At 67.1% G+C, this 23,025-nt stretch carries 30 protein-coding genes; 20 read left to right on the top strand and 10 right to left on the bottom strand.

What is annotated here, in order from left to right; translation table 11 throughout:
- The first annotated feature begins 394 nt into the window (after positions 1–394).
- The 14 genes from L0U80_RS19470 to L0U80_RS19535 all read left to right on the top strand — a co-directional run bounded on the left by L0U80_RS19470 (position 395) and on the right by L0U80_RS19535 (position 10,621).
- A complete protein-coding gene (locus L0U80_RS19470; protein WP_233868613.1) occupies positions 395–652 on the top strand; it encodes a hypothetical protein in 258 nt (85 codons plus the stop codon).
- 12 nt (positions 653–664) lie between these two features.
- Positions 665–1,966 carry a DNA cytosine methyltransferase gene (locus L0U80_RS19475; RefSeq protein WP_233868616.1) on the top strand — a complete coding sequence of 434 codons (1,302 nt, stop codon included), beginning with the start codon at positions 665–667 and terminating at the stop codon, positions 1,964–1,966.
- 44 nt (positions 1,967–2,010) lie between these two features.
- Positions 2,011–3,348, top strand: coding sequence for a DNA methyltransferase (locus L0U80_RS31685; RefSeq protein ID WP_233867222.1), 1,338 nt, complete (start codon positions 2,011–2,013; stop codon positions 3,346–3,348).
- Entirely contained in the window at positions 3,338–3,943 is a 606-nt protein-coding gene (locus tag L0U80_RS19485; protein ID WP_233867220.1) for a hypothetical protein, read from the top strand. The genes L0U80_RS31685 and L0U80_RS19485 overlap by 11 nt, the downstream gene beginning before the upstream one ends.
- 31 nt (positions 3,944–3,974) lie before the next feature.
- Positions 3,975–4,418, top strand: coding sequence for a DUF7694 domain-containing protein (locus tag L0U80_RS19490; RefSeq protein WP_233868619.1), 444 nt, complete (start codon positions 3,975–3,977; stop codon positions 4,416–4,418).
- A complete protein-coding gene (locus L0U80_RS19495; RefSeq protein WP_233868622.1) occupies positions 4,415–4,597 on the top strand; it encodes a hypothetical protein in 183 nt (60 codons plus the stop codon). Before L0U80_RS19490 ends, L0U80_RS19495 begins: the two co-directional genes overlap by 4 nt.
- Positions 4,594–5,298 carry a RusA family crossover junction endodeoxyribonuclease gene (locus L0U80_RS19500; protein ID WP_233868624.1) on the top strand — a complete coding sequence of 235 codons (705 nt, stop codon included), beginning with the start codon at positions 4,594–4,596 and terminating at the stop codon, positions 5,296–5,298. Before L0U80_RS19495 ends, L0U80_RS19500 begins: the two co-directional genes overlap by 4 nt.
- 22 nt (positions 5,299–5,320) lie before the next feature.
- Entirely contained in the window at positions 5,321–5,554 is a 234-nt protein-coding gene (locus tag L0U80_RS19505; RefSeq protein WP_233868629.1) for a hypothetical protein, read from the top strand.
- Between the two features lie 5 nt (positions 5,555–5,559).
- A complete protein-coding gene (locus L0U80_RS19510) occupies positions 5,560–5,760 on the top strand; it encodes a hypothetical protein (RefSeq protein WP_233868631.1) in 201 nt (66 codons plus the stop codon).
- Positions 5,757–6,206 (top strand): DNA primase, encoded by a 450-nt coding sequence (locus L0U80_RS19515; protein ID WP_233868634.1) that lies wholly within the window; start codon positions 5,757–5,759, stop codon positions 6,204–6,206. Before L0U80_RS19510 ends, L0U80_RS19515 begins: the two co-directional genes overlap by 4 nt.
- A complete protein-coding gene (locus L0U80_RS19520) occupies positions 6,199–7,545 on the top strand; it encodes a primase-helicase family protein (protein ID WP_233868637.1) in 1,347 nt (448 codons plus the stop codon). The genes L0U80_RS19515 and L0U80_RS19520 overlap by 8 nt, the downstream gene beginning before the upstream one ends.
- An 822-nt stretch (positions 7,546–8,367) precedes the next feature.
- Positions 8,368–8,958: a hypothetical protein gene (locus L0U80_RS19525; protein WP_233868640.1), complete on the top strand. Its 591-nt coding sequence runs from the start codon at positions 8,368–8,370 to the stop codon at positions 8,956–8,958.
- 18 nt (positions 8,959–8,976) lie between these two features.
- Complete coding sequence (locus L0U80_RS19530; RefSeq protein WP_233868643.1) at positions 8,977–9,282, top strand: hypothetical protein; 306 nt, start codon at positions 8,977–8,979, stop codon at positions 9,280–9,282.
- A 94-nt stretch (positions 9,283–9,376) separates the two neighbouring features.
- Positions 9,377–10,621, top strand: a complete 1,245-nt coding sequence (locus tag L0U80_RS19535; RefSeq protein ID WP_233868645.1) for a site-specific DNA-methyltransferase — start codon at positions 9,377–9,379, stop codon at positions 10,619–10,621.
- Here L0U80_RS19535 and L0U80_RS19540 read toward each other — a convergent pair.
- The 7 genes from L0U80_RS19540 to L0U80_RS19570 all read right to left on the bottom strand — a co-directional run bounded on the left by L0U80_RS19540 (position 10,593) and on the right by L0U80_RS19570 (position 13,685).
- On the bottom strand, positions 10,593–11,039 hold the full coding sequence (locus tag L0U80_RS19540) for a hypothetical protein (RefSeq protein ID WP_233868648.1): 447 nt from the start codon (positions 11,037–11,039) through the stop codon (positions 10,593–10,595). The genes L0U80_RS19535 and L0U80_RS19540 overlap by 29 nt on opposite strands.
- Positions 11,036–11,614, bottom strand: a complete 579-nt coding sequence (locus tag L0U80_RS19545; RefSeq protein ID WP_233868660.1) for a DUF3489 domain-containing protein — start codon at positions 11,612–11,614, stop codon at positions 11,036–11,038. The genes L0U80_RS19540 and L0U80_RS19545 overlap by 4 nt, the downstream gene beginning before the upstream one ends.
- A 124-nt stretch (positions 11,615–11,738) precedes the next feature.
- On the bottom strand, positions 11,739–12,101 hold the full coding sequence (locus tag L0U80_RS19550; protein ID WP_233868663.1) for a hypothetical protein: 363 nt from the start codon (positions 12,099–12,101) through the stop codon (positions 11,739–11,741).
- A gap of 206 nt (positions 12,102–12,307) precedes the next feature.
- Positions 12,308–12,556, bottom strand: coding sequence for a hypothetical protein (locus L0U80_RS19555; protein WP_233868666.1), 249 nt, complete (start codon positions 12,554–12,556; stop codon positions 12,308–12,310).
- Positions 12,553–12,921, bottom strand: a complete 369-nt coding sequence (locus L0U80_RS19560) for a hypothetical protein (protein WP_233867179.1) — start codon at positions 12,919–12,921, stop codon at positions 12,553–12,555. Before L0U80_RS19560 ends, L0U80_RS19555 begins: the two co-directional genes overlap by 4 nt.
- Before the next feature lie 141 nt (positions 12,922–13,062).
- Entirely contained in the window at positions 13,063–13,269 is a 207-nt protein-coding gene (locus L0U80_RS19565) for a hypothetical protein (protein WP_233867161.1), read from the bottom strand.
- Between the two features lie 116 nt (positions 13,270–13,385).
- The gene (locus L0U80_RS19570; RefSeq protein WP_233867157.1) at positions 13,386–13,685 is read right to left on the bottom strand and encodes a hypothetical protein; all 300 of its coding nucleotides are present in this window, start codon (positions 13,683–13,685) and stop codon (positions 13,386–13,388) included.
- 175 nt (positions 13,686–13,860) lie between these two features.
- Here L0U80_RS19570 and L0U80_RS19575 point away from each other — a divergent pair, with 175 nt between their 5' ends.
- A complete protein-coding gene (locus L0U80_RS19575) occupies positions 13,861–14,283 on the top strand; it encodes a hypothetical protein (RefSeq protein ID WP_233867154.1) in 423 nt (140 codons plus the stop codon).
- Positions 14,284–15,822: a phage terminase large subunit gene (gene terL, locus L0U80_RS19580; RefSeq protein ID WP_233868681.1), complete on the top strand. Its 1,539-nt coding sequence runs from the start codon at positions 14,284–14,286 to the stop codon at positions 15,820–15,822.
- Positions 15,823–16,003: 181 nt separating this feature from the next.
- Here terL and L0U80_RS19585 read toward each other — a convergent pair whose 3' ends face one another.
- Together L0U80_RS19585 and L0U80_RS19590 are read right to left on the bottom strand one after the other, a co-directional pair.
- The gene (locus tag L0U80_RS19585) at positions 16,004–16,651 is read right to left on the bottom strand and encodes an MAE_28990/MAE_18760 family HEPN-like nuclease (RefSeq protein ID WP_233868684.1); all 648 of its coding nucleotides are present in this window, start codon (positions 16,649–16,651) and stop codon (positions 16,004–16,006) included.
- Between the two features lie 5 nt (positions 16,652–16,656).
- Entirely contained in the window at positions 16,657–17,769 is a 1,113-nt protein-coding gene (locus L0U80_RS19590; RefSeq protein ID WP_233868687.1) for a DUF262 domain-containing protein, read from the bottom strand.
- 214 nt (positions 17,770–17,983) lie between these two features.
- Here L0U80_RS19590 and L0U80_RS19595 point away from each other — a divergent pair, with 214 nt between their 5' ends.
- Together L0U80_RS19595 and L0U80_RS19600 are read left to right on the top strand one after the other, a co-directional pair.
- Positions 17,984–19,483 (top strand): DUF1073 domain-containing protein, encoded by a 1,500-nt coding sequence (locus L0U80_RS19595; RefSeq protein ID WP_233868690.1) that lies wholly within the window; start codon positions 17,984–17,986, stop codon positions 19,481–19,483.
- Between the two features lie 22 nt (positions 19,484–19,505).
- Positions 19,506–20,342, top strand: a complete 837-nt coding sequence (locus L0U80_RS19600; RefSeq protein ID WP_233868693.1) for a phage head morphogenesis protein — start codon at positions 19,506–19,508, stop codon at positions 20,340–20,342.
- A gap of 61 nt (positions 20,343–20,403) precedes the next feature.
- Here L0U80_RS19600 and L0U80_RS19605 read toward each other — a convergent pair whose 3' ends face one another.
- A complete protein-coding gene (locus tag L0U80_RS19605; protein ID WP_233868696.1) occupies positions 20,404–20,739 on the bottom strand; it encodes a hypothetical protein in 336 nt (111 codons plus the stop codon).
- Between the two features lie 90 nt (positions 20,740–20,829).
- Between L0U80_RS19605 and L0U80_RS19610 the strand changes: the two genes are divergently transcribed.
- Together L0U80_RS19610 and L0U80_RS19615 are read left to right on the top strand one after the other, a co-directional pair.
- Positions 20,830–22,395 (top strand): DUF2213 domain-containing protein, encoded by a 1,566-nt coding sequence (locus L0U80_RS19610; protein ID WP_233868699.1) that lies wholly within the window; start codon positions 20,830–20,832, stop codon positions 22,393–22,395.
- Between the two features lie 30 nt (positions 22,396–22,425).
- Positions 22,426–22,956, top strand: a complete 531-nt coding sequence (locus L0U80_RS19615) for a structural cement protein Gp24 (protein WP_233868702.1) — start codon at positions 22,426–22,428, stop codon at positions 22,954–22,956.
- Positions 22,957–23,025: the final 69 nt, after the last annotated feature.

Here is a 23,025-nt window from a genome sequence, read left to right on the forward strand (position 1 = left end):
CGCGATGCGTGTCATGACAGGCGACGCGCGATGATGGGGTTCACCGCGTTAACTTTTCTCGCAGCCCGGCTCACCTGCCGGGAACAGCAATGTCCTCCCTTTCATTTCTGACGCGCGTCGCGAAACGCGCGAAGAAGTCCTTCTCCCACGCGTACCGGAGCGCGAGCGCAGGCATCGCGCGGCACCGGCATCGCGCCGTCCGCTGTCATCCCTGCACGCTGCTGCGGTCTCACGACCGCCGCCGCCATCCCCACCGAGCGGGGGCGCTAAGCGCCCGCCCGTCATCAACCTGAGTCACGACAGATAGGGCAGACCGTGCTCCGGCGCGGTGTGCGTGCGTGCGGCTCGCGCCGCGCGCGGCGCTGTCGTTGACGCCTGGATCGGGAGAGCGGACATGAACAGCACGACTGGGTGCGGCGGCAACATGCCGACGCGAGAGGCCGGCACGCGGCACGGCGGGACTCCGATGCGGGTGATGGTGCACCCGCTGACCGGCGATGGACTGGGGGCGCTGCTCGCGCGTTATCTGCGCGAGGCCGTCGAGATGGAGCAGCGCGGATGTGCGCTGCAGTGCGACGCTTCGGGGCTGCGTCCCGGCGAGGTGCTGCTCGCGCACATGACGCAGATGGCGCAGTGGAACGGACCCGCCTGAGGCGGGGCCGTCATGCACTATCTGTCGCTGTGCTCCGGCATCGAAGCCGCGAGCGCCGCCTGGCTGCCGCTGGGCTGGACGCCGGTCGCGTTCGCCGAGATCGAGCCGTTCGCGTGCGCGGTGCTCGCGCATCGCTATCCGGGTGTGCCCAATCTTGGCGATATCCACGGTTACGAGGCCTGGCGTGTCGGAGCAGTTGACCTTCTCGTGGCCGGAACGCCCTGTCCCTCGTTCAGCATCGCCGGACGCCGCGCGGGACTGGATGATCCGCGTGGCCAGCTCGCGCTTGTGTGGCTTGCCGCTGCTCGCCAGTTTGCGCCCCGCTGGTTCGTGTGGGAGAACGTGGCCGGTGTGCTGTCCACGAACGGCGGACGGGATTTTGGCACCCTCATCGGGGCGCTGGCTGACCTCGGGTACGGCATCGCCTGGCGGGTGCTGGATGCTCAGTACTTCGGCCTGGCCCAGCGACGCCGCCGTGTGTTCGTTGTCGGCTGTGCTGGAAACGCCGCCGCTGCCGCCGCGGTACTGCTTGAGCCCGAAAGCGTGCGCGGGGATCCTGCGCCGTGCCGCGAAACGGGGCAAGACCTTGCCCCCACCGTTAGCGCGCGCACTCGCGGCGGTGGCGGCCTCGGCACCGATGCCGAGTGTGATGGCGCGCTGATCCCCGGCATCGCCCGCGTGCTGACCTCGAGCAACGAGCGCATCGACGCGGAGTCCGAGACGCTGCTCGTTGCGCATGCCCTTAACGGCGAAGGATTCGACGCGAGCGAGGACGGCACGGGTCGCGGTACGCCGCTGGTGCCGGTCGCATTCGACAGCAAGACCTCGCACGGCTCCGTCCGCGCGGACGCGATCGCGCCGACGCTGCGCGGCATGAATCATGCCGCCTCGCACGCGAACGGCGGCGGCCAGGTGGCGATCCTGCACGACGCGCAGGACGCGGCACCCTGGGTGCTGGCCGTGCGCGGACGCGCCGAAGGCCGGCGGCTCGAGGTACACGGCGATGATCTCGCGAACGCGCTGGTGACGCCCAGTGGCGGGTGCGACGGGATCGGCGTCGGCGCGCTCGTGACCCCGGCCCTGCAGGTGCGGCGGCTGACGCCCCGCGAGGCCGAGCGTTTGATGGGGTTCGCCGATGACTACACGCAGGTGCCGTACCGCGGCAGGCCTGCCGCGGACGGGCCGCGCTACCGGGCGCTCGGCAACAGCATCGCGGTGCCGGTGCTGGCGTGGATCGGGCGGCGCATCGCCCTTGTTGACGACGCGCTGACGCGGACGGCAGCGGAGACAGCGCGCAGGGGCGGATCGCCATGACGATCCATTCTCTGCGCGAGGCTGCCCGCGTCGCGGACGACGGCGTGTTCGAGACGCTCGACTACCCGCCGCTTCATCCGCTCGCCTCCTTACCGCCGTCGATGAGCGAAGCGCAATTTCAGACGCTGTGCGAGGACATCGAACGGCAGGGCCAGCTCGAGGCGGTGTGGCTCGATGGTAACGGCCAGCTGATCGACGGGCGCAGCCGCCTGCGCGCGCGCCAGCAGCAGCATGCACCGCTGAAGTGCCGCATCTATCGCGGCGACGATCCGGTTGGCGTGATCGTCGCCCTTAACATTCTGCGCCGCCATCTGAACGAGTCGCAGCTTGCGATGAGTGCGGCAAAACTGGCCAACCTGGGCGAAGGCCACCCACCGAAAACGGCGGGTATGCAGGCCGATTCGCATCCAGGGTATACCCCAGAAACTGCGCCCATGGGCGCAGTTTCTGGGGTATACCCTGATTACGCCGTTTCGCAGGAGCGCGCGGCGCAACTGCTGGGCGTATCTCGCCGGACGGTGCAGCGTGCGGTGGAGGTCCGCGCGAGAGCCGTGCCGGAAGTCGTCGAGGCGTGCGAGCAGGGTCTCGTAGCACTGCGGACGGCGGTGCGCGTCGCCAGACTGCAAGACCGCGAACAGCAGAAGCAACTGGTCACGGGCGACGCGGCCACGGTGGCAAAGCAGGTGCGCGGCATCGGGCGGCTGCTCGCGCTCGAGGCGCTCGAAGTGCCGCGCGCCGGCATGGCGAGTACGCCGCGTATCCATGCCGGCGACTGCTGCGCGTGGCTGCCCGCGCAGCCCGCCTGCGACCTGATCCTGACCGATCCGCCGTACTGCACCGATGTCCGCGACATCGGTGCGTTCGCACGCACCTGGCTGCCGCTGGCGCTGGCGAAGCTCAAGCGCAGCGGGCGTGCCTACATCTTCATCGGGGCCTATCTGCGGGAGCTGCGCGCCTACCTGTCAGTCAAGGTGCCGGACGGGATGGAGGGGCAGATGCTCTTCTGGGGCTGTACCAACGAGATCGGTCCGGCCCCGTCGCTCGACTATCGCCAGAACTGCACCCCCATTCTTTATTACCGGGGGCCGGATGCGCTGCCGCTCGACTGTCCGCTGCTGACCGAGCATTTCGCGTTGCACTGCATCAACGCGCCGGACGGGCGGCATGGCGAGCGCTTTCATCCCTGGCAGAAACCCGATGCGCTGGCCGAGCGGTTCATCCGGCACGCGAGCCGCGCGGGCGATCTGGTGTTCGATCCGTTCGCCGGGACCGGCACGTTCGTGCTGGCGGCGGGCCGACTGGGGCGCATCGGGCGCGGCTGCGAGATCGATCGCGGCTGTCTCGAGATCGCCCGCACAAGGGGATGCGAAATTGACGCCTGACGTGGCTCACGACCTGTCGCGCAGCGCCCGTGTGTTCAGCGCGGTGGTGTGGCCGATCGTTGCACCGGCGTGCGGCGGCGGTGAGCTGGTGCCGGTCGAGGCCGTCAGCGGCACGGATCTCGCCTGGCGGCTCGATGCGCTGGCCGGTATCGATGCCTGGCAGACCCGCGAGGACGGCGCGATGCGCGGCATCGCCTCGCGCGTGCAGTGGATGCGGCCCGACCAGACGCCCTGGGACACCTTCACGATCCGGTTCGAACGGGCGAGCGGCAGCGCGACCGAGTTCGCCAAGCGCCTCTACGCGATCGGACATCCGGAGCAGGGGTGGCTGTATCCGGCACTGACGGTCCAGGCTTACGTCGGGATGGAGGACGAGCGGCTCCTGAGCTGGGCCGCCGTGCATACGCGCGATCTCTACACGCGTGCCCAGGTGCTGATGCGGCAGGGGATCGGGACGCTGCCGTGTTACGACGCGCGGCGCGGCTACGGGCAGCAGTGCACCACGAACGCGGCGTTTCTGGCGCTGGCATGGTGGTGGCTCGCGCAGCAGGACTGCCGGATCGTGACGGGCGGACCGGAGCGGACTAGTTCATGAAATAAGGAAAACTAATAATGTGGAGACAGCCATGAGAGATCTTGCGCATCTGGAGGCCGGACGCTTCCGTCACCTCGGTGGCGACGCGCACAACGGCGCGTTCCATCTGCATGCGCCCACGGGCGTGGTGCTGCACGTGATCGTCTCGGACGGCGACAGCTGGGATCACGTGAGCATCACGGTGGCGGGCGAGGCGCGCTGTCCGACCTGGGAGGAGATGGCGTGGGTCAAGGAGCAGTGCTTCGAGGCCGACGAGACGGTGATGCAGCTGCATCCAGCGCGCGCGCAGTACGTGAACAACCATCCCTGGTGCCTGCACCTGTGGCGCCCACAGCGCCGGACGATCCCGCTGCCGCCGCCCCTGCTGGTGGGCCTTATGGGCGTGCCGCCCGCGCGGCTTGCGCGGATGACGCCCGAAGAGATCGCGAAGCTGCGCGCGCTGGCGCTCACCGGCTGGAAGTGGTCGGGATCATGAACCTCTATCTCATCGTCAACGCGGCGCTGTTCCTGATCGGGGCGCTCGGCAACCTCGCGGATCTCGCACGGCATGTACCGGCACGACCGCCCCCGGACCGCACGCGTGCCGTCACGGTGGCGCTGCAGGCCGTGCTCGGTGCCCGGGCGGTGATGCTGCTGCTCAGGGGCGGCGCATGAGCGCCATCACCTTCACGATCCGCGGCGAGGCCGCGTCGAAAAGCAACAGCCGACGCCTGGTGCCATCCGGTGCGCGCGATCCGCTCACCGGCGAGGCCACCGGAGGCCAGCGCCTGATCAAGAGCGCGAAGGCGCTCGCGTTCGAACGCATGGCCCTGGCACAGATCCCGCCGCGCTGCCGCGTGCGGCTCGATGTGCCGGTGCGGGTCACGCTGCGGATGGCGTACCGCACCGAGCGGCCCGACCTCGACCCGGCGCTGGTGCTCGACTGCCTGCAGGACCGCTGGGTGCGCGCGCCGGGCGGCCATGGGCAGACGCGTGTGCTGGCACAGCGCGGCGTGATCACCAACGACCGCGGCGTGCGCGAGCTGCATGTGTTTCACGCGATCGATGCGCGCGATCCGCGCGTCGAGGTCGTCGTGGAGCCGCTCGATGAACCGGAAGGAGTCCCAGGGATGAACCCGTTCTGCAAGAGTCTGCATGCCGCGCATGGCGAGCAGCAGCGCCGCCGCGCGGTGCACGATGTGCCGCGTCTGCGCGGCGCGCTGCACCTGATCGGCGAGATCGCTGCACGCGAAGTGCGCAGTCATCCGACACCCTCTGCCCATGCGCTGCGTCATATCGAACAGCTCGCGCAGGCCGCGCTGGTGGTGTCGAGCCCGCCCGACGAGGACGGCGGCCCCGACACTGATCATCAATGAAGGCCCGGGCGAGGAGGTCGCCATGAAAGCGCTGTATGTGGTTCGCCCCTGGCATGTGCGCAGCCTGCCGACCCCGGGCGAGCTGGTGCGCGCCGAGGCGCACCGGCGCGGCGGCCACTATGCGCGCAACGCCGACCATTATGCGGCGGTGGCCGAGCGCGCCTATGGCTGTCGGCCCGTGCACGGCGAGGAACTGCGCGTGATGTTCAGCGATGTGTTCGGCGACGTATGCGGCGATGCAGCCGGGCGGGAGTGACGATCATGCGCACGAGGCGAGACAGGGTGAGGCGGGGCGAGGTGATCGGCGTCGTGCGGATGCACGCGTTCGACGGTCTGCGCGAGACGCCTGCCGTGGTCGTGTGGCTGGACGACGAGCGGATCGGCGCGCGCCTCGCAGCCGGGCCTGACGAGGGGCGCCTCATCATGCTCGAGCGCGCCGCGTACCGGCGGACCTGGCAATGAACGCGGCTGCGGCACGGCCCGTCACGACGCTGCTCGCACGGCTCGAAGGCGTGCGCGAGGTCGCGCCCGGACGCTGGCGCGCGCAGTGTCCCGCGCACGAGGGCCGCCGTCCGGCGCTGGCCGTCACCGAGACGGGCGACGGCACGGTACTCGTGCACTGCTTCGCGGGCTGCGGCGTCGGCGAGATCGCCGCCGCGCTCGGCCTCGATCTGGCCGACCTGTTCCCGCCGCGCGAACACGATGGCTACGACGTTCACCTGGCCCGCCCCGTGATGCGGCGTTTCAGCGACGCGCAGTGGCAGCCTGCGCTCACGCTTGAGCTGCTCGAGGTCGTCGTGATCATCGGGGCGGTCCTGCGGCGCGGCTCGGTCACCACCAGCGAGCACGCGCGCCTGGTGCGTTCGCTGGCGTGCATCCTGGACGCGGAGAAAACCTGCCATGGCTGAGTCCCGCTCCGGCCTGCCGCGGCGGCGGCGCGCCCAGGACCTCGCGGGCGCCCCGGAGCCCGCCGAAGGCTACCGCTACGAGGACTTCTATGCGTACCTGCCCACGCACGGCTACCTGCACACGCCCACCCGCGAGATCTGGCCGGTCGCGAGCATCAACGCGAAACTGCCGCGCCGCGAGCACCTGAAACCGTCGACGTGGCTCGACCAGCACCGCCCGGTCATGCAGCTCGTATGGGTGCCGGGCGAGGCCGAGCTGGTGCGCGAGCGCGTCATGATCGTGTCGGGCTGGCAGCCGCACGCGGGCGCCTGCGTCTACAACCTCTACGCGCCGCCGCGCGTGCCGCCCGGCCAGGCCCGGCGCGCGCAGCCGTGGCTCGACCATCTGGCGCGCCTGTATCCCGATCACGTCGAGCAGCTCGCCGACTGGTTCGCGCACGCGGTGCAGCACCCGGGCGTGAAAATCAACCACGCGCTGATGCTCGGCGGCGCGCCCGGCATCGGCAAGGACACGCTGCTCGAACCGGTGCGCGCGGCAGTCGGCGCGCACAACTTCGCCGACATCAACCCGCGCATCATGCAGGGGCGCTTCAACGGCTGGGTGCGCAACGTGATCGTGCGCGTCTCCGAGGTGCGCGACCTCGGAGACCTCGACCGCTATGCCTTCTACGAGCACTGCAAGCCGCTGCTGGCCGCACCGCCCGATGTGGTGCGCGTCGACGAGAAGAACCTGCGCGAGTATTACGTCGTCAATGTCTGCGGCGTGATCTTCACGACCAACCACCTGACGGACGGACTCTACCTGCCCGCCGACGACCGCCGCCATTTCGTCGCGTGGAGCGAAGCCACTGCCGCCGACTTCGGCGACGCCTACTGGCAGGCGCTATGGGCCTGGTACGAGGACGGGGGCCTGGGCCACGTCGCTGCGTGGCTGCGCGCACGGGATCTGGCCCGCTTCGATCCGAAGGCTCCGCCGCCGCGCACGCCCGCCTTCTGGGCCATGGTGACGGCGGGCGAGGCCCCCGAGCGCGGCGAGATGCGCGACCTGATCGAACTGCTCGGCGATCCGCCCGCGTTGACCGTCGACGATCTGGTCAGCGGTGCCATGCGCTACAACATGCGCTCGGTGGAGAGCGAACTGACCGATCGCAGCCGCCGCCGTACCATCCCGCATCACATGGAGCGCGCAGGTTACAGCCTGGTGCGCAATCCCGATGCGGATGACGGCCTGTTCAAGGTGGCCGGGCGACGTGTCGCTGTCTATGCGCAACACCACCTGAGCTTCCCCAACCAGCTACGCGCTGCGCGTGAACGCGTGCGGACCGGCAGCCTGCCCTGATCCCTGCGCCGGTCAGTAGAATCAGTGAAGTCAGTGGTTTCCTATTTCCAGTAAACGCACTTTTGCGTTGTTCCTTTAAAATCAATCGCTTGAGATCATTTTTAGCTCCTTTTCAGCGTCATTTTTGCCCTGTTTATTGTTCATACCTACGCGCGCGCCTTTCGCGAAAAATTAATCAGGACTACGTTGCAAAATGAAATACTGGAAATAGAAGACCACTGACTTCACTGACTCTACTGACCAGCCGAACCCCACCCCGCGAACGTCCGATCGGGCGCGAAACGCCGCGCGACAGGGCCTGGCGGGGGGCGGGCGACAAAAAGTGTGCGAACGCAATAGCGTGTCGCGGGAGAGCGACAGTGAGTATCTCTGTGGATAACCGGGGATATTTTCGACGTGGCGGTGGTGCGTGAAAGTTGGGCGGCGGGGCGGTGGGCGTGTGTGGGGCCACGGTGGCGGGTGTGCGGGGGTGATGAAATTAGTTATCCACACTGGTTTTTGCTGCTAACGGGTTTTATGTCTCATTCGAGGCGCGAAAGTGTGCGTGTCACGCCTCTATTGGTCGGATCTGAAACCGGCAGAAAATGTCGGTCGGGTTGACTTTATTGCACTGGAGAGGGCCGCACGGGGGGCATGCGGGAGTGCAGTGGCGGTGAAAGGACACGCGAGGGAGCACATTTTCACCCACTTGGGATCCCGGAACTTGACAACCGACATTTTCGGTCTATTCTGGGCCATTGAACGGTATGTGCCGTAATGTATCCAGCGACCCGCCCACGAGGCGGGTTTCTTGTTTCAGGCACATCCTGTTCGCGTTTTGCCATGAAGCACTCCTACACCAGCACCGCCGAGGCCCTGCGCGATGCGTTGCGCCACACGATCGAGGCGGGCAGCGTGTCGTCACTCGCGCCGCTGCACCAGACGGCGGGCGCGGGCGTGACGCTGGAGGGCACGGACGCGAGCGTGCAGGCCGCCCGCATCCGTCGCCAGCTCGAACGCCTGCCGCTCGCCCAGCAGGCAATCCTCGTCGTCTCGTATGCGCCGCGCTGGCTGCGTTGCAACTGCCGCCGCCCATGCTGCGCGGGCCACTATCCGAATCCCGAGTGGGCCAACGCGCTCAACTTCGTGGTGGCCACGACCGCCGCGCTGTTCATCAGCCATGTGCCGAATGTGCGGCTGCGCGAGGCGCTGGTCGCCAACCTGCTCACCCATACCGCCGAGACGCAGGTCGCGCTCGCACAGCGCTGCGGCGCACACCGCACGACGGTGGCCGAGCATAGCAGCGTGCTGTCGACGGCGCTGATCGGTACGCGCACCACGGGTGGTGCGTTCGATGCCGCGTTCGCGCGCATCGACGAGCGCCTCCACGAAGCCGGCATCGTCGTGAGCGATACCGAAACGCAGCCGGCGTGAAACCCGTCAGGAGTCGACATGGAGCCGAACGCACGACCGGTGGCAGTACGCCGTCACCTCACCGGCGACCGTAACCAGTGCCCGAGCTGTGGCGAATTCTTCAATTCGACAGCGGCTTTTGATGCGCATCGCACCGGCCCATTCGGTGGCGCGCATGGCGAGCCTTCGCGGCGTCGCTGCCTGACGGTGGTCGAGATGCGCGCGAAGGGGATGGCACTCAATCGTGCAGGCTTCTGGGTGAAACATCCGTTGCCCGACGCAGGCATCGCGGCACGTGTTCATTCGCGGCCAAACGCGCCTGCTGCGTTGCCGAGTGACGCATAGAAGCCGCTCGTCGATCCGGCAGGTATCCAACATGGTATGTGGCCCGGCGACGGCTGTTTTGCCGCTATAGAAAGCCCGGCAAGGCATCACGCCTATGCAGATCGTCGAACGCGCGGTCACGGACCTCGTGCCGTATGCGCGCAACGCTCGCACGCATTCGCCGGCCCAGGTCGCGCTGCTGGTGGCGAGCCTCACCGAGTTCGGCTTCACCAACCCGGTGCTGATCGACGACCAGGACCGCGTGATCGCGGGCCACGGGCGGCTGCTCGCCGCGCGCGCCCTGGGGCTGGCCGAGGTGCCGTGCGTGGTGCTCTCGCACCTGACCGACGTACAGCGGCGCGCGTATATCCTCGCCGACAACCAGCTCGCCGAACGCGCAGGCTGGGACCGCGAACTGCTGGCGCTCGAGCTGGGCGCGTTGCGCGACGACGGCTTCGATCTGGCGCTCACCGGCTTCGAGGCGAGCGAGCTGGAGCGGCTCATCGGCTCGGAGGGACAGCCGGGACTGACCGGCGAGGACGACGCCCCGGCTTACCCGGGACCCGCCGATGCGCCGGTGTCGCAGCGTGGCGACGTGTGGCGGTGTGGACCGCACCGCGTGATGTGCGGCGACGCGCTCGACGCGGGCGACATGGCGCGGCTGATGCTGGACAGTGCGGCCTCGCTGGTGCTCACCGACCCGCCGTACAACGTCGACTACGAGGGCAAGACCCGCCAGCGGCTGAAGATCGTCAACGACGCGATGGCGGCGGCGGCCTTCTTCGCCTTCCTGCGCGATGCGTTCGCGCAGATGCTCGGGCATGCGGTACCGGGCGCTGCCGTCTATGTGTTTCACGCCGACACCGAAGGGCTGAACTTCCGGCGCGCGTTCACGGAGGCGGGCTGGCGCCTGGCGCAGTGCGGCGTGTGGGTGAAGCCCGGCTTCGTGCTGGGGCGGCAGGACTACCACTGGCGGCATGAACCCGTGCTCTATGGCTGGCGTCCGGGCGCGCCGCACCGCTGGTACGGCGACCGCAGCCAGTCGACCGTGTGGACCTTCGAGCGGCCCGTGCGCAGCGCCGAGCATCCGACCATGAAGCCGGTGGCGCTGCTCTCGTACCTCACGATGAACAGCAGCCAGGCGGGCGACGTGGTGCTCGACCCGTTCGGCGGCTCCGGCTCGACGCTCATTGCCTGCGTGCAGACCGGGCGCGTCGCGCGCCTGATGGAGATCGACGCGCGCTACTGCGACGTGAGCGTGCGGCGGTGGGAGGCGTTCACGGGCGAACTCGCCGTCCGTGAGGCGGACGGCGCGCTGTTCGACGGGGCGGCTACCGCGTCAGCCCGGTCTCCTGCCTGACGCCGAGCAGATCGTCCAGCTGCGCGAGGATCGTCTCGCAGTCCTGGGCGCGGTGTGCCTCCCGCGCCTCGGCGATGAGGTCCCGCCACCGCCGTTTCGCGATACACGAGCGGCCGCGGTGCATCTTGAACAGCCGGATGATGAACTCGTTCTGCGTGTGGTACTGCCTCGCGACGCGCAGGGCTTCGGCAATCAGACGCAGTTCGCGATGCAGGCGCCCGATGTGTCTGCCCGCCTCGTCGTGTCCAGGTGTGCCGGGCACGCTCGCGTCCTGCAGCGCCCGGGCGCTGGCCAGCGCGAGCCGCAGCGTGGCGCGCTGCCACATGATCGCGAGCGTCTCGCGCTCGATGACCAGATCCGGGCGACGGTGCGCAGCGAGTTTCGCGTGCCCGGGCGTGATGACCGGGCCGCCGCTCATGCGGCCACCCGGTAGGTGCGCGTGCCGTCGACGCGGGTGCTGGCCACCGTGAGGCCGAGCTTCTTCTTCGCGGTGCCGCTGATGAAGCCGCGCACCGTGTGGGCCTGCCAGCCGGTCTCGGCCATGATCGCCTCCAGCGTTGCGCCTTCGGGTGCCTTGAGCATCGCGATCACGCGCGCCTGGGCGCTGTGCTCGCGCGGGGTGTGGACCTTCGGCGCGGCAGCGACTGCCGGGGTGGCCGGAGCCTGCGGCGTGGCACCAGTCTTCGTCGCGGCGGGTGCGGCCTCGCCGGTGCCGGGCGTGAAGGTGGCGAAGAAGGCGGCGACGCCGGACCCGGTTTTCGCGGCGCGCGGCGCGCGTTTCGTTGCCGGCGGGGTGGCCTTGCTGGCGGTCTTCTTCGCTGGAGCCTTTACCGCGACCTTCGCGGTGGTGCGCTTCGCGGGGGCCTTCGCGGCAGCCCGCGTGATGGCCCTGGCGGCGGGCTTCGCGGCGGTCTTGACGCCTGCCTTCACGGGGGCCTGGGTGGTGGCCTTGCGGGTGGTCTTCTTCGCTGCGGGGGTGGTCCTGGTGGCCATGGTTGCTGCTCCTTTTCTTCGGGGGTGAGTGGGGCCGCTGGCGGTGCGCCGCGGCGAGTGCATTAACGCGTAGTCCTGCGAATCAATCGGTTCGTTCTTTCAGGGTGCGACCGCGCCGCGCGCCTTATTCGTTGTCAGCGACGCTGTCGCAGTGGATCACGAACCCGGTGAGGTAAGGCAGGCCGCGCGGGATACCGTACTGGCGCTGCGTGCGCGCGCCGATGCGCCAGCCCATCCATTTCTGCGTGGCGGCGTCGATCGCGGCGGCCAGGGCGAGGCCTGCGTGCAGGCCGTTGTGTACCTCGTCGGCGAAGTGGCGGCCGGGCGTCGCGTCGAGAAAGGCGCGCACCGCGTCGGGACTTTCGCCCGTGGCCTGTGCGACCGCAGCCATCGCGAGCGGCCAGGCACTGGCCGCGTGTTCGTTCATGGTGCCGAAGAAGCCCCAGGCTTCGTTGCGGGTCGGGAGGATTCTGGCGCTGGCGTTCATGTTCGTGGGTCCTGTTGCCGGGTCCTGCTGGTGAGTCGCTGCGGTGTGCTGCGGTGAACCCATTAACGCTCTGTTCTCTGGATTAATCGAGTCGATTCGGGCGGTCTTTCCGGCGTGCTCGCACGGGCATGATCGTGAGCAGATCACGGGTGGCGGCAGCAAGCACACCGGCGGGGAGCCGGTGCGGGCGGGTGGGGCCGGGCGTATCAGCCTCGCGCCATGAGGTCGATGGCCTCATCGAGGGGCCTGCCGCTGGACATGGCGAGCAGCACGCGCTGCGCGAAGACTTCGCCGATCACCGACTCGAGCACCTCGCGCGAGGCTTCGAAACTGATGCGCGCGCGCCTGGAGACGGTGCGGATCGCGAGCGGCCAGGCCTCGGCGGCGTGCCCGCCCATGGCGGCGTAGAAGCCGCAGGCGGGGTTGCGCGGGGCGGGGAGCGTGGGGGTGTTCATGCGACGCCCCAGGCTTCGAGGATCACCCCGGCGAGGGGCCGGTACTGCGTGGTGGGGTGGCGCTGCCAGCGCCACGCCGCGTTGCCGACCGCGTCGTACACCGGCTGGCCGAGTTCGATGTAATCGAGCACGTCGTTAGCGAAGGGCTGGCCGTGCTCGCCGTCGAGAAACGCGCGCACCGCCTCGGGCGACTCGCCGGTGACCGCACTGAGGGTGCGCAGCGCCAGCGCCCAGGCTTCGTTCGTATCGCGCTCGACGCCGCCGAAATTTGTCTGTGCGCCGTACATCGCGGCGTAGTAGCCGCACAGCGTGCCGTAGTAGCCGCGACCGGCGTTGTGCGTGGTGGGCAGCGTGCTGGTGTTCATGATCAGGTTTCCTTCGTTGGGTTAGCCGCTCGGGGTGTGTTGCGGTGAACCCATTAACGCTCTGGTTTCCTGAGCAATCCAGTCAATCCTGCAACCCGGTGCGCGATGAAATGATCGTGAGCATGGGGAGTGCGGGCGGGTTTATTCGGGCTTGCGGTTCGACAGGCCCTGCAGGTACCCGCCGCGCGTGGCCCAGGCGTAGCCTGCGCGCGTATGGACGATGCGCTCGCTGTGCTTCAGTCCATAGCTGAAGCACAGCACCTCGTCGACCTCGCGGCCCTGCGCGTCGTAGAGCACATCGCCTTCGCGCAGTTCGCGGTGGTGGACCTGGTGCAGGGGCATGGTCATGATGTGTTTCCGCTGCATTGCGATGGGACCATTAACGCTCTGTTCTGTCGATCAATCGAGTCAATTCTGCGTCCTGGCAGGCGATTGCATGATCGTGAGCAGGGTGTGCGTGGGGCTCAGCAGCCCGGGTGCCTGAACCAGTGCCGCATGGCCTGCGTGATTGCCTCGTCCGCCGGGGTGCCCTGGGCTATCGCGCCGTAGATCCCATGCGCGAATTTTTCGCCGAGGCTGCCTTCCAGAAACGCGCGGGCGTTCTCGAACGAACCGTCGGTGGCGCGCGCCACCGCGCGGATCGCGAGCGGCCAGGTCTGCGCGGCGTATTGGTCCATCCAGCCGTAGCAGGCTGCACCGGGCTTCAGCGGCGCGGGGACTGGCTGGGGAGTGTCCTGGCGTGTGGGGTTCGTGCTGATGTTCATCGTGTCACTCCGGAGTGCATGGCGGTGAAGCCATTTACGCGTACTGCGCGCACATCATCCAGTCCTTTCTGCGGGGTCGCGCCACGTGACCGGCACGGGATGATCGTGCGCAGGACTTGAGCGGTGTATCGAACAGGAATACTGACGGATTGACAGGTGGACGACAGGTTCGATCATGCCGCGCAGCCAGTTCACGCCCGCCCTCGCGCAGCGCCAGCTCGTGCTCAAGCTGGCCGCGTGCGGCACCCCGGTGCGCGAGATCTGCGCGCTGGTTAACGGCGCGCGCGGACGGCCCGTCACCGAGACGACGCTGCGCTTACACTTCGCGCAGGAGCTGCTCGAGGGCGCGGTGCGCGCCAACAGCAACGTCGCGCAGTCGCTTTACAGCAAGGCGACCGGCGGCGACACCATCGCGGCGATCTTCTGGCTCAAGTGCCGCGCGCACTGGCGCGAGAGCGCCCAGGCGCTGGAGCTGACGGGGCCGGGCGGCGGGCCGCTGATCGTGCAGTCGATGACCGATGCGCAACTCGAAGCCATTGTCGCGAAAGCGCGTCAGCGGCGGCGCAGACTGCCGGGTCCCTCGGGAGAGTCGCCATGAATGTCGTGCTGGCGGGGTCCTGATGCCATGAAGGGGGAGCGCGGTGGCCCGCAGGCGGTCGGTCCGGATGCCGCCGCCGCCGAGCTGCTGGTGCGCCGCCGTGCGCGCGCGAACATCCTCGACTACGCCAACGCGATCGAGGTGCCGGGGCGACCGGTGGGCGAGAACGCCGACACCGACGAGTGCGAGCAGTTCGAGCCGGTGAGCGCGCCGCTCGCGGCACATCACCGGCTGATTCTCGAACGCGTCGAGGCCACGAGCCGCACCCCGCACGGTCGCCTCATGATCTTTACGCCGCCGGGGGCCGGCAAGTCGACGTATGCGTCGGTAGTGTTCCCGTCGTATTACCTCGGCGCGGCGCCCGACCGGCGCCTCATTCTCGCGAGCTATGGCGACGCGCTGGCGAGCCGCATGGGACGGCGCACCCGCTCCATCGTGCGGCAGCAGCGCTGGCAGCGCATCTGGCACACGGAGCTGGCCGCCGACTCGCACGCCGCGCACGCGTTCGCGCTCGCCAACGGCAGCGAGTATCTGGCGTGCGGACTGTTGTCCGGGGTCACCGGCAATCGCTGCGGAGGGCTGGTTATCGACGATCCCATGAGAGGGCGCGAGCAGGCCGATTCGGAGGTGGTGCGCGACAAGGTGTTCGACGCCTATGAGGACGACCTGAAGACCCGGCTGATGCCGGGCGGCTGGATCGTCTACATCGGAACTCGCTGGCACGAGGACGATCTCGCCGGACGCATCCTGCCCGAGGGCTGGGCGGGCGAGAGCGGCATGATCGCCTGCCGTGACGGCAACACGTGGGAGGTGCTGTGCCTGCAGGCGCGCTGCGAGAGCGATACCGACCCGCTCGGACGCGCGGCGGGCGAGTACCTGTGGCCCGAGTGGTTCGACGCGCGGCACTGGGCGCAGTACGAGGCGAACCCGCGCACGTGGGCGTCGCTGTACCAGCAGCGTCCGGTGCCGCCCGAGGGTGACCTGTTCAGGCCCGAGCAGATCGCGATCGTCGACATCGTCCCGTCGACATGGATCGACTGGGTGCGCGGCTGGGATCTGGCGAGCGTCGAGGGCGATGGCGACTGGACGGCGGGCGCGAAGCTGGGGCGCCTCGCGGACGGACGCTATGTGATTGGCGACATGACGCGGGGCCGCTGGGGACCGGACCGGCGCGATGCGATCATCGCGGCCACTGCGGCGCTCGACAGCGCGCGCACGCGCGTGGGGCTGCCCCAGGACCCGGGCCAGGCTGGCAAGACGCAGGTGCTGTATCTGACGCGCGAACTCGAGGGCTACCGCGTCGCGAGCAGCCCCGAGACCGGCGACAAGGTCACACGTGCCGAGCCGTTCGCGGCGCAGGTCAACGTGGGTAACGTGCTGATGCTGCGAGGCGACTGGAATGCGGCCCTCATCGCCGAGCTGCGCGGCTTTCCGTTCGGCACGCACGACGACCAGGTCGATGCACTGTCGCGCGCCTTCGCGCTGCTGATCGCGCGCCGCCCGATGCGCATCTCCGACGCGGCGCTTACTGCGGTGTGATATGGCGGACTAGGGGCATCTGAACCGGCCCGTACGGATCAAGCGGCGCTGCTCGACCCTTGGCAGTATTTGTGTACGCTGTTTCAGCGATGGCAGCTCAGTTTAGCGTTCATGTTGAGCCGGTCGCGCCATGCTGATGCCAAGCAAGGGTTTAGTTTTCGCGGTGTTCCGCCATTCTTCGCTAAGCGACATTTCGTTCAAAGCGACGAAGGACAGCGGAATTCTCAATCTCGTTGCGGAAGGTCTCGATTAGACCAAGAACGTCGTCGTGCAAATTTAAGTATTCGTCGACGGTTAATTCTAATGCCTCGCCATGAGCAATATGATTTCGTGGATTCACGAGGTTTGTATCTATGAAGTGCAGGCGAGTTTCAAACTGTCCAAGATCGAGTCCTAGTGCAGTGAGAATATCCAAGAGGACCTTGGATGAAAGATTCGATTTCGTATCAACGACATTTTTGTAAGGAACGCGAGACTGGATGTCGAGCGAGGTACAAAAGAAATCGGCGAGTGCATTTGCGCTTGAGACCTTCTCGCTTGCTTTCATTTCGACGAACTTGGATCGAAGTGTCAAGGCCACGAAGTTGGGTGCAAGCTTACGATAGGGTATGCGGTGTGAGGCCACGTACTCTAGATAATGGGCGGCGGCTCCTTTCACGAAGCCTTCCCAATGTGCATACAGAAGTGCGACACCTGCCCGGATCGCCACTCTGCATCGGAGTTGACCGGAGGACTCTTGTACCAAAGCCCTCATGTCCGTAAGCTCCCTTCGCCGCCAGACCAGGTCTTCGGCGATGCGATCCACCAACTCGTTCGTTGTGCGGATCATGGCGGTCAAGCCACCTTGGAAAAAAGTTTCCGGCCAAGAGGAATTAACCGCGGTAGTCGGCGACTTGCATTTACCCCGGACGTCGCCCAATCGGTGAAAGCCTTGTCAGACCAGATCGACCTTGCCCGCTTGGGAATTTCTTTCGGTTCACAAAGCGTGCCTTCGGCGATGTTGTATGCCACGCCAAGTGCAACTACCTCAAACATCGAAAGAAGAAAACCACCTTCGTGCCTCTTCTTCTTAGTGCTGTAGCGCTTGAACGCATCATCTTCAAGGGTCTGTGCAAGCATGCCGAAGGTGTCTTCAAACAATTGCTTGGCTTCGCCTCGTCGGAATCGCTTGTCCTGCGCGACATCCGAGACGCGGTCAGTCAGGAATACTCCGACATCGCCAATCGACTTGATTTCGGCCTCTGGAATTCGAGCAAGGAGAACGAACCGGAGCGCGAGTTCGACATCGTAAGCTTCCTCAAGAGGACGGTCGCTAAGTGCTGTTGTGATGATGAACGGTTCGTAATTTGGTAGATCCTTCATCCACTCAAAGAACGACTTGTTGATCATTACCAAGAGACAGTTCCGAACTTCCTGCGGGCTGAGTTCGGAGCCACCAGTGTTCAGACGCTGAAATAGGTCATACTTTGCGGATTCATCGCTTTCCTTCAAGACAATACTTGCGGCAATCTTCGATCTTTTGATTACTAGCTGTAGTTCTTTGGGAAGAGCGCGCTTCGGGTTCTCCACATCGTCCCATAGAACGCTCTTCAGCGCCGGAAGGTATTTCGTACCTTCGAGGACAAGCGGTTCCATGCGCTTCCCGCGTTCATCGCGGAGAATTCCCATAAATTGAAAAATTGTCGAAAGTCGCTGCAAACCGTCTACGACATCCCACACACCGTCGGAGCGCTGACTCACGAATATCTGCGGCAAGGGAATGCCAAGGAGGATTGACTCGATTAATCCGGCCTTCTGCGCTGGGGTCCATCGGTAGAAGCGTTGGAACTCGGGATGTATATCTAGCTCTTCGCGCTCATACATGCTTACCCACTCCCCGATCGACATCGGATAGCCGTCCGTCTTAATCTCGCGGCGTTTCTTGTTGATTTGCTCAACCAGTGACATGTATAGATCCTTCGCGAATGTGCAGGTACGTGATGATAGCGGATATGTACCTCGTGCTCACCGAACTCGCTCTATCGGCCGAGCGGAGGGTACCCGCTGAACCGGCGGATGTTCTTGATCGAATGGGCCTGCGGACAGTCTGCTACGAGCCCATTTTGACGCACGCCTAACTCTGCCGTTTATCGCTGGCTGTTGTGTAAGGCGCGGTGTAAGCATGGCATGGCCTGAATTCCTGCGCCTCCGGCGCGTGTCAAAAGCGGCGTCACCGGAGCTGCCGTCCGCTCGCAATGGGCTCGACATTCGCGAGTCAGCGCTCGGAGTGCTCGGTGCGCCGCTACCGCGTGTGCAGGCATTCACGTTGCCGCAGGCCGCGCCGGGCGTGATCGCGCAGGACGCGAAGCTCACCTGCGATGCGGCGTGCGATGCGAACTACCGCTGGGCGCTCGGGAGCGCCTTCGCCGAGGGCCTGGGCTTTCTCGGCTATCCGTATCTGGCCGAACTCACGCAGCGCCCAGAGTACAGGCGGCCCGCCGAAATCCTTGCCAAGGAGATGACGCGCAAGTGGATCCGCCTGCAGAGTGCGGGCGAGGAGGACCGCAGCGAAAAGATCGCGCAGATCGACGCCGAGATGCAACGCCTGAACGTGCAGGCGGCGTTTCGCAAGGCCGCCGAGCAGGACGGGTTTTTCGGGCGTGCGCAACTGTTTCTCGACATGGGCGACGACCGCCCCGAGGAGCTGGTGGCACCGCTCGCGGACAGCGTCACAAAGATCGGCCCCGGGGGCCTCAAACGCCTTCAGGCGGTGGAGCCGGTCTGGACCTACCCGGGCGTGTACAACTCGACCGATCCGCTCTCTGCCGACTTCTACCAGCCGCAGACCTGGTTCGTGATGAACCGCCAGGTGCATGCCAGCCGCCTGCTGACTTTCGTGTCGCGCCCGCTGCCCGACATGCTCAAGCCCGCGTATGCGTTCGGGGGCCTGAGTCTCTCGCAGATCGCCAAGCCCTACGTCGACAACTGGCTCAGGACCAGGCAAAGCGTGTCGGACCTGCTGCACTCGTTCTCGACCATGGTGCTCAAGACGAACCTCGCGGCGGTGCTCAACGCCGAAGGCGCCGAGCAGATGCTGCGGCGCGCGGTACTGTTCAACCAGGCGCGCGACAACCGGCACCTCATGATGATCGACCGCGACACCGAGGACTTTGCCAACGTGTCCGCGCCGCTCGGCAGCCTCGACCGTCTGCAGGCGCAATCGCAGGAGCACATGGCGGCGGTCACCGGCATTCCGCTGATCGTGCTGCTCGGCATCACGCCCTCGGGCCTGAACGCCACCAGCGAGGGCGAGCTGCGCACCTTCTATGCGTGGATCGAGGCGCAGCAGGAGGCGCTTTTCACCGCGCCGCTCACGCGCCTGCTGAACGTGATCCAGCTGTCGCTGTTCGGTGAGATCGACCCGGACATCGGCTTCAGCTACGTGCCGCTGTGGACGCTCTCGGAGGAGCAGCTCGCCAACATGCGCAAGGTCGAGGCCGACACGGGCATCGGGCTCATCAACGCGGGCGTGATCAGTCCGGAGGAGGAACGTGTGCGGCTGGCCTCGCAGGAGGACGGCCCGTATGCGTCGCTGGATCTGAACGAAGAGCCGCCCGAGCCGCCGCTGAAAGCCCTGCGCAGTGCGGGCGGCGCGGGCCTGGAGTTCCAGCATGCGTCGTGATGGGTGATCGGGTGGGCGAATTATGGGCCGCGCCATCGTTGCACCGACCGCGAAGCCGGTGACGCTCGCTGCCGTGCGCCCGAACGTTGGCATCGAGGCGGCCTACCGGCGGCGGCTCGAGCGCCTGATCGATCTCATGCACGCGAGCCTCGTGTACTGGCTGCGCGCGTGCTACCGCGCGAACGAACCCGAACTGGCCGGTGACGGGATGGGTGCGATGGCGAGGGATGCGAGTCCCGCGAGGCTGCTGCGCCGGACGATGGCGAAGCTGGCGCGCCGCTGGCAGCGCCGCTTCGACGAGATCGCGCCGACGCTCGCACAACGCTTTGCTGACAGCGCGCTGGGCCACACCGATGGTGCGTTCGCGGCCTCGCTCAAACGCGAGGGCTTTGCGGTCGACTTTCATCTGACGCGCGAAGCGAACGACGCGCTGCAGGCCACCATCGGCGAGAACGTCGGACTGATCCGTTCGGTCGCGCAGACGCATCTGGCGGACGTGCAGGGGATCGTGATGAGGAGCGTGCAGACCGGCCAGGACGTGGGCGGTCTCACGAAGGAGCTGCAGGAGCGCTATGCGCTCACGCGCCGGCGCGCGGCGTTCATCGCGCGCGACCAGAACAGCAAGGCGACGGCAATGGTGGTGCGGGTGCGCCAGGCGGGTCTCGGCATCACCGAGGCGATCTGGCTGCACAGCCATGGCGGCAGGCATCCGCGGCCCTCGCATGTGGCGGCGGACGGCCAGCGTTACACGATCAGCGAGGGGATGTATCTGGACGGGGTGTGGACCTGGCCGGGGCGCGAGCCGAACTGCCGCTGTGTGAGCCGTTCGGTGATTCCCGGACTCGAGGCAGGACGCTAGAAGAAACAGGAATGTGCCGTGGATGTGATCCACGGCACGTCACAGTTCAGTCCTGGACAGCTCAGGCAGGCTCGATCTCAGGATCTGCCGAATCAGCCGCGCGCTGCTCGCGGATCAGTGCGCCCGATTGTTCCTTTGTATAGGCAGTCCGGGTCCGGTTCGCCTTGAAAAACTCGTCGATCACCAGGACTTTCGCTGCGGTGAACGTGATCGGGTCGTCCGGGTTGTTCTTCCTGCTGTTGAGCGTCAACTGCAAAGCGATCACCTCCGGGTCAACATTGTTTGCAAGCGACGAAGCAACCCGGGCAGCCGAGTCACGCGTTCGGCTCGCCTGATCTGACGCGACCCGTTCAAACAGATCGACAGTCCTGTCCGCCATTTGCTGCAATTTTTTCATCACACGCTCCATCGCTCACTGAAAGGTCTGGTTTGACTTTAGCGTGCGGGGAAAAGTTCGTGCGATCAGTCACCGTTCGGGGACGCCACAATGCACACGCCTGGCGGCCTGCGCCTCGCGTTCGACCGTGCGTCAGTGCGCACCTATGACCAGGATGGGCGCCTGCACGTGGCGGTCACGCCGATCAGCAAGGCCAACGTCTCGCCGTACCTCGGCAGCGAGATCCCGGAGGGGGACGCGCTCGGCCTCGACGCGCAGCGCACCTACCGGCTGCTGCGCGATCCCGGTGAACTCGAGCGCGCCGCGCCGACCTTCAACGGCATCCCGCTGATCGATGCGTTCGACGAGACCGGGCGCGAGCACATCCAGGTCAGCGCCGCCGTGCCGCGCAAGGAGATCGTGGTCGGCAGCACCGGCAGCGACGCGGTGTTCGAGGCGCCGTACCTGCGCAACAGTCTTGTGGTGTGGGACGCCAAGGCGATCCGCGGCATTGAGGACGACACGCGCCGCGAGATCTCGTCGGCCTATTACTACCGCGCCGACATGACGCCGGGCGTGTACGGGGGCGAGGCCTACGACGGCGTGATGCGCGACATCCGCGGCAACCACGTGGCGCTGGTGCGCGCGGGCCGCGCCGGACCCGATGTCGCTGTTGGGGATTCAGCACTGGAGACGATCATGGGCAGCACAACCGCAGTGGTACCGAAGGGTCCGAAACTCTCGCGCCGTGGCGCACTCGTGCGCGGCGCGCTGCTGGGCTTTCGCCCCGCGCTGGCCGCCGATGCGCGCCCGGGTCTCGCCCCCGTGCTGGCGGACCTCACGCGCGCGAACTGGGCGGCGGGCAAGGCGTCGATTCTTGCGGCACTCAAGCCGAAGCTCGCCACCGACGCCGACATCGAGAACCTCGTGTCGCTGCTCGACAGTCTCGACACCGAGGACGCCGGCGAGGGCGACAACGGAGACCCGGCAGCGAAGCCGGATGCGCCACCGGCGCCGCCCGTGCCGGGCAGCACCCAGGACGCGGACCCGATCGCGGAGATTCTCGGCGCGCTGCGCGGCAAGCTCAGCGACGAGGATCTGGCCGCGATCGAGCCGAAGCTGCGCGCGCTGAAGCTCGCGGGCGATCAGGAGGGCGAAGTGTCGGCGCTCGACGCGCCGCCGCCCGGACCTGGTGCAGCGGGTGCGCCCGCGCCGCCCGTGCCAGCCTCGCCCGCTGCGATGGACACCGATCCGGTGAGCCGTCCCGCGATGGATGCGGCCATCGCGCAGGTACGGCGCGATGCGCGCGTGGCGATGGACGCCGCCATGCGCGAGGCGGTCAAGCAGGCCACCCAGCAGGCCGCGAAGGATGCCGAGACCGCAGCGATCCGGCGCATGCGCGCGGTGGCCGATGCCGAGACGTTCGTGCAGCCGTGGGTGGGGCACCTGGCGCTCGCGCAGGACAGTGCCGAGGAGGTCTACCGCGCCGCGCTCACGACGCTCGGCGTGCGGCTGGACGGCATTCACCCGAGCGCGTACCGCGCGATCCTCGAAGCACAAGCGAAGCCCGGCCTGCAGCGCCCCCTGAATCGTGGCCAGCCTGCCATGGACGCGGCCTCGATGAAGAGTTTCACCGAGCGCTTCCCGCACGCGGCCAATGTGAAACAGCTTGGATGACGCAGCCCGGCAGACCGGAGGTAACCAGTCATGGGATTCCAGCAGCAGGTCTATGTGCAGCCCTCGCCCGCCGTTGAGGGCGATTTCGCCTCGGCCAATCCGCGCGCCTCGGTGCTCGCGGGACCGGGGTCGCTGGTGGCCGGACCCGACGGCGTGATGGTGGGGCGCTTTGCCTGGGCCGCGTCGAACGGTGAGGAGAACGCCAGTTCCGGCGAGGTCGACTTCTACAACCTCGTATCGAACGCGGGTACCGGTGTGCCCGCCGGATTCGTGCACCGCGAGCAGCAGGCGCTTATCACGCAGTGGCTCGCCGAATCGACGCTGCTCGTGCCCGCAGGACTGCCGGTGACGCTGCACAGCGCGGGCGACTTCTGGGCGCGCAACGCGGGCAGCGCACCGTCTGCGGCGGGCGACAAGGTGTTCGCCAGCACCACCGATGGCTCGGCCTCGCCGGGTGCGGCGGGCGCGAGCGTGGCCGGGGCGGTCGAAACCAAGTGGTTCGTGATGTCGGCGGCAGCGCCTGGCGAACTCATGAAGATCTCGTCCTGGCCGCCCGGATAAAGGCGCGGCCAGCGCCCAGCGCCCAACGCCCAGCGAAACGTCCCCGTTGAAGGCCCGCGACTGACACCG

Source organism: Paraburkholderia adhaesiva, assembly GCF_021390575.1.
In the GTDB taxonomy this organism is placed as follows: domain Bacteria; phylum Pseudomonadota; class Gammaproteobacteria; order Burkholderiales; family Burkholderiaceae; genus Paraburkholderia; species Paraburkholderia adhaesiva.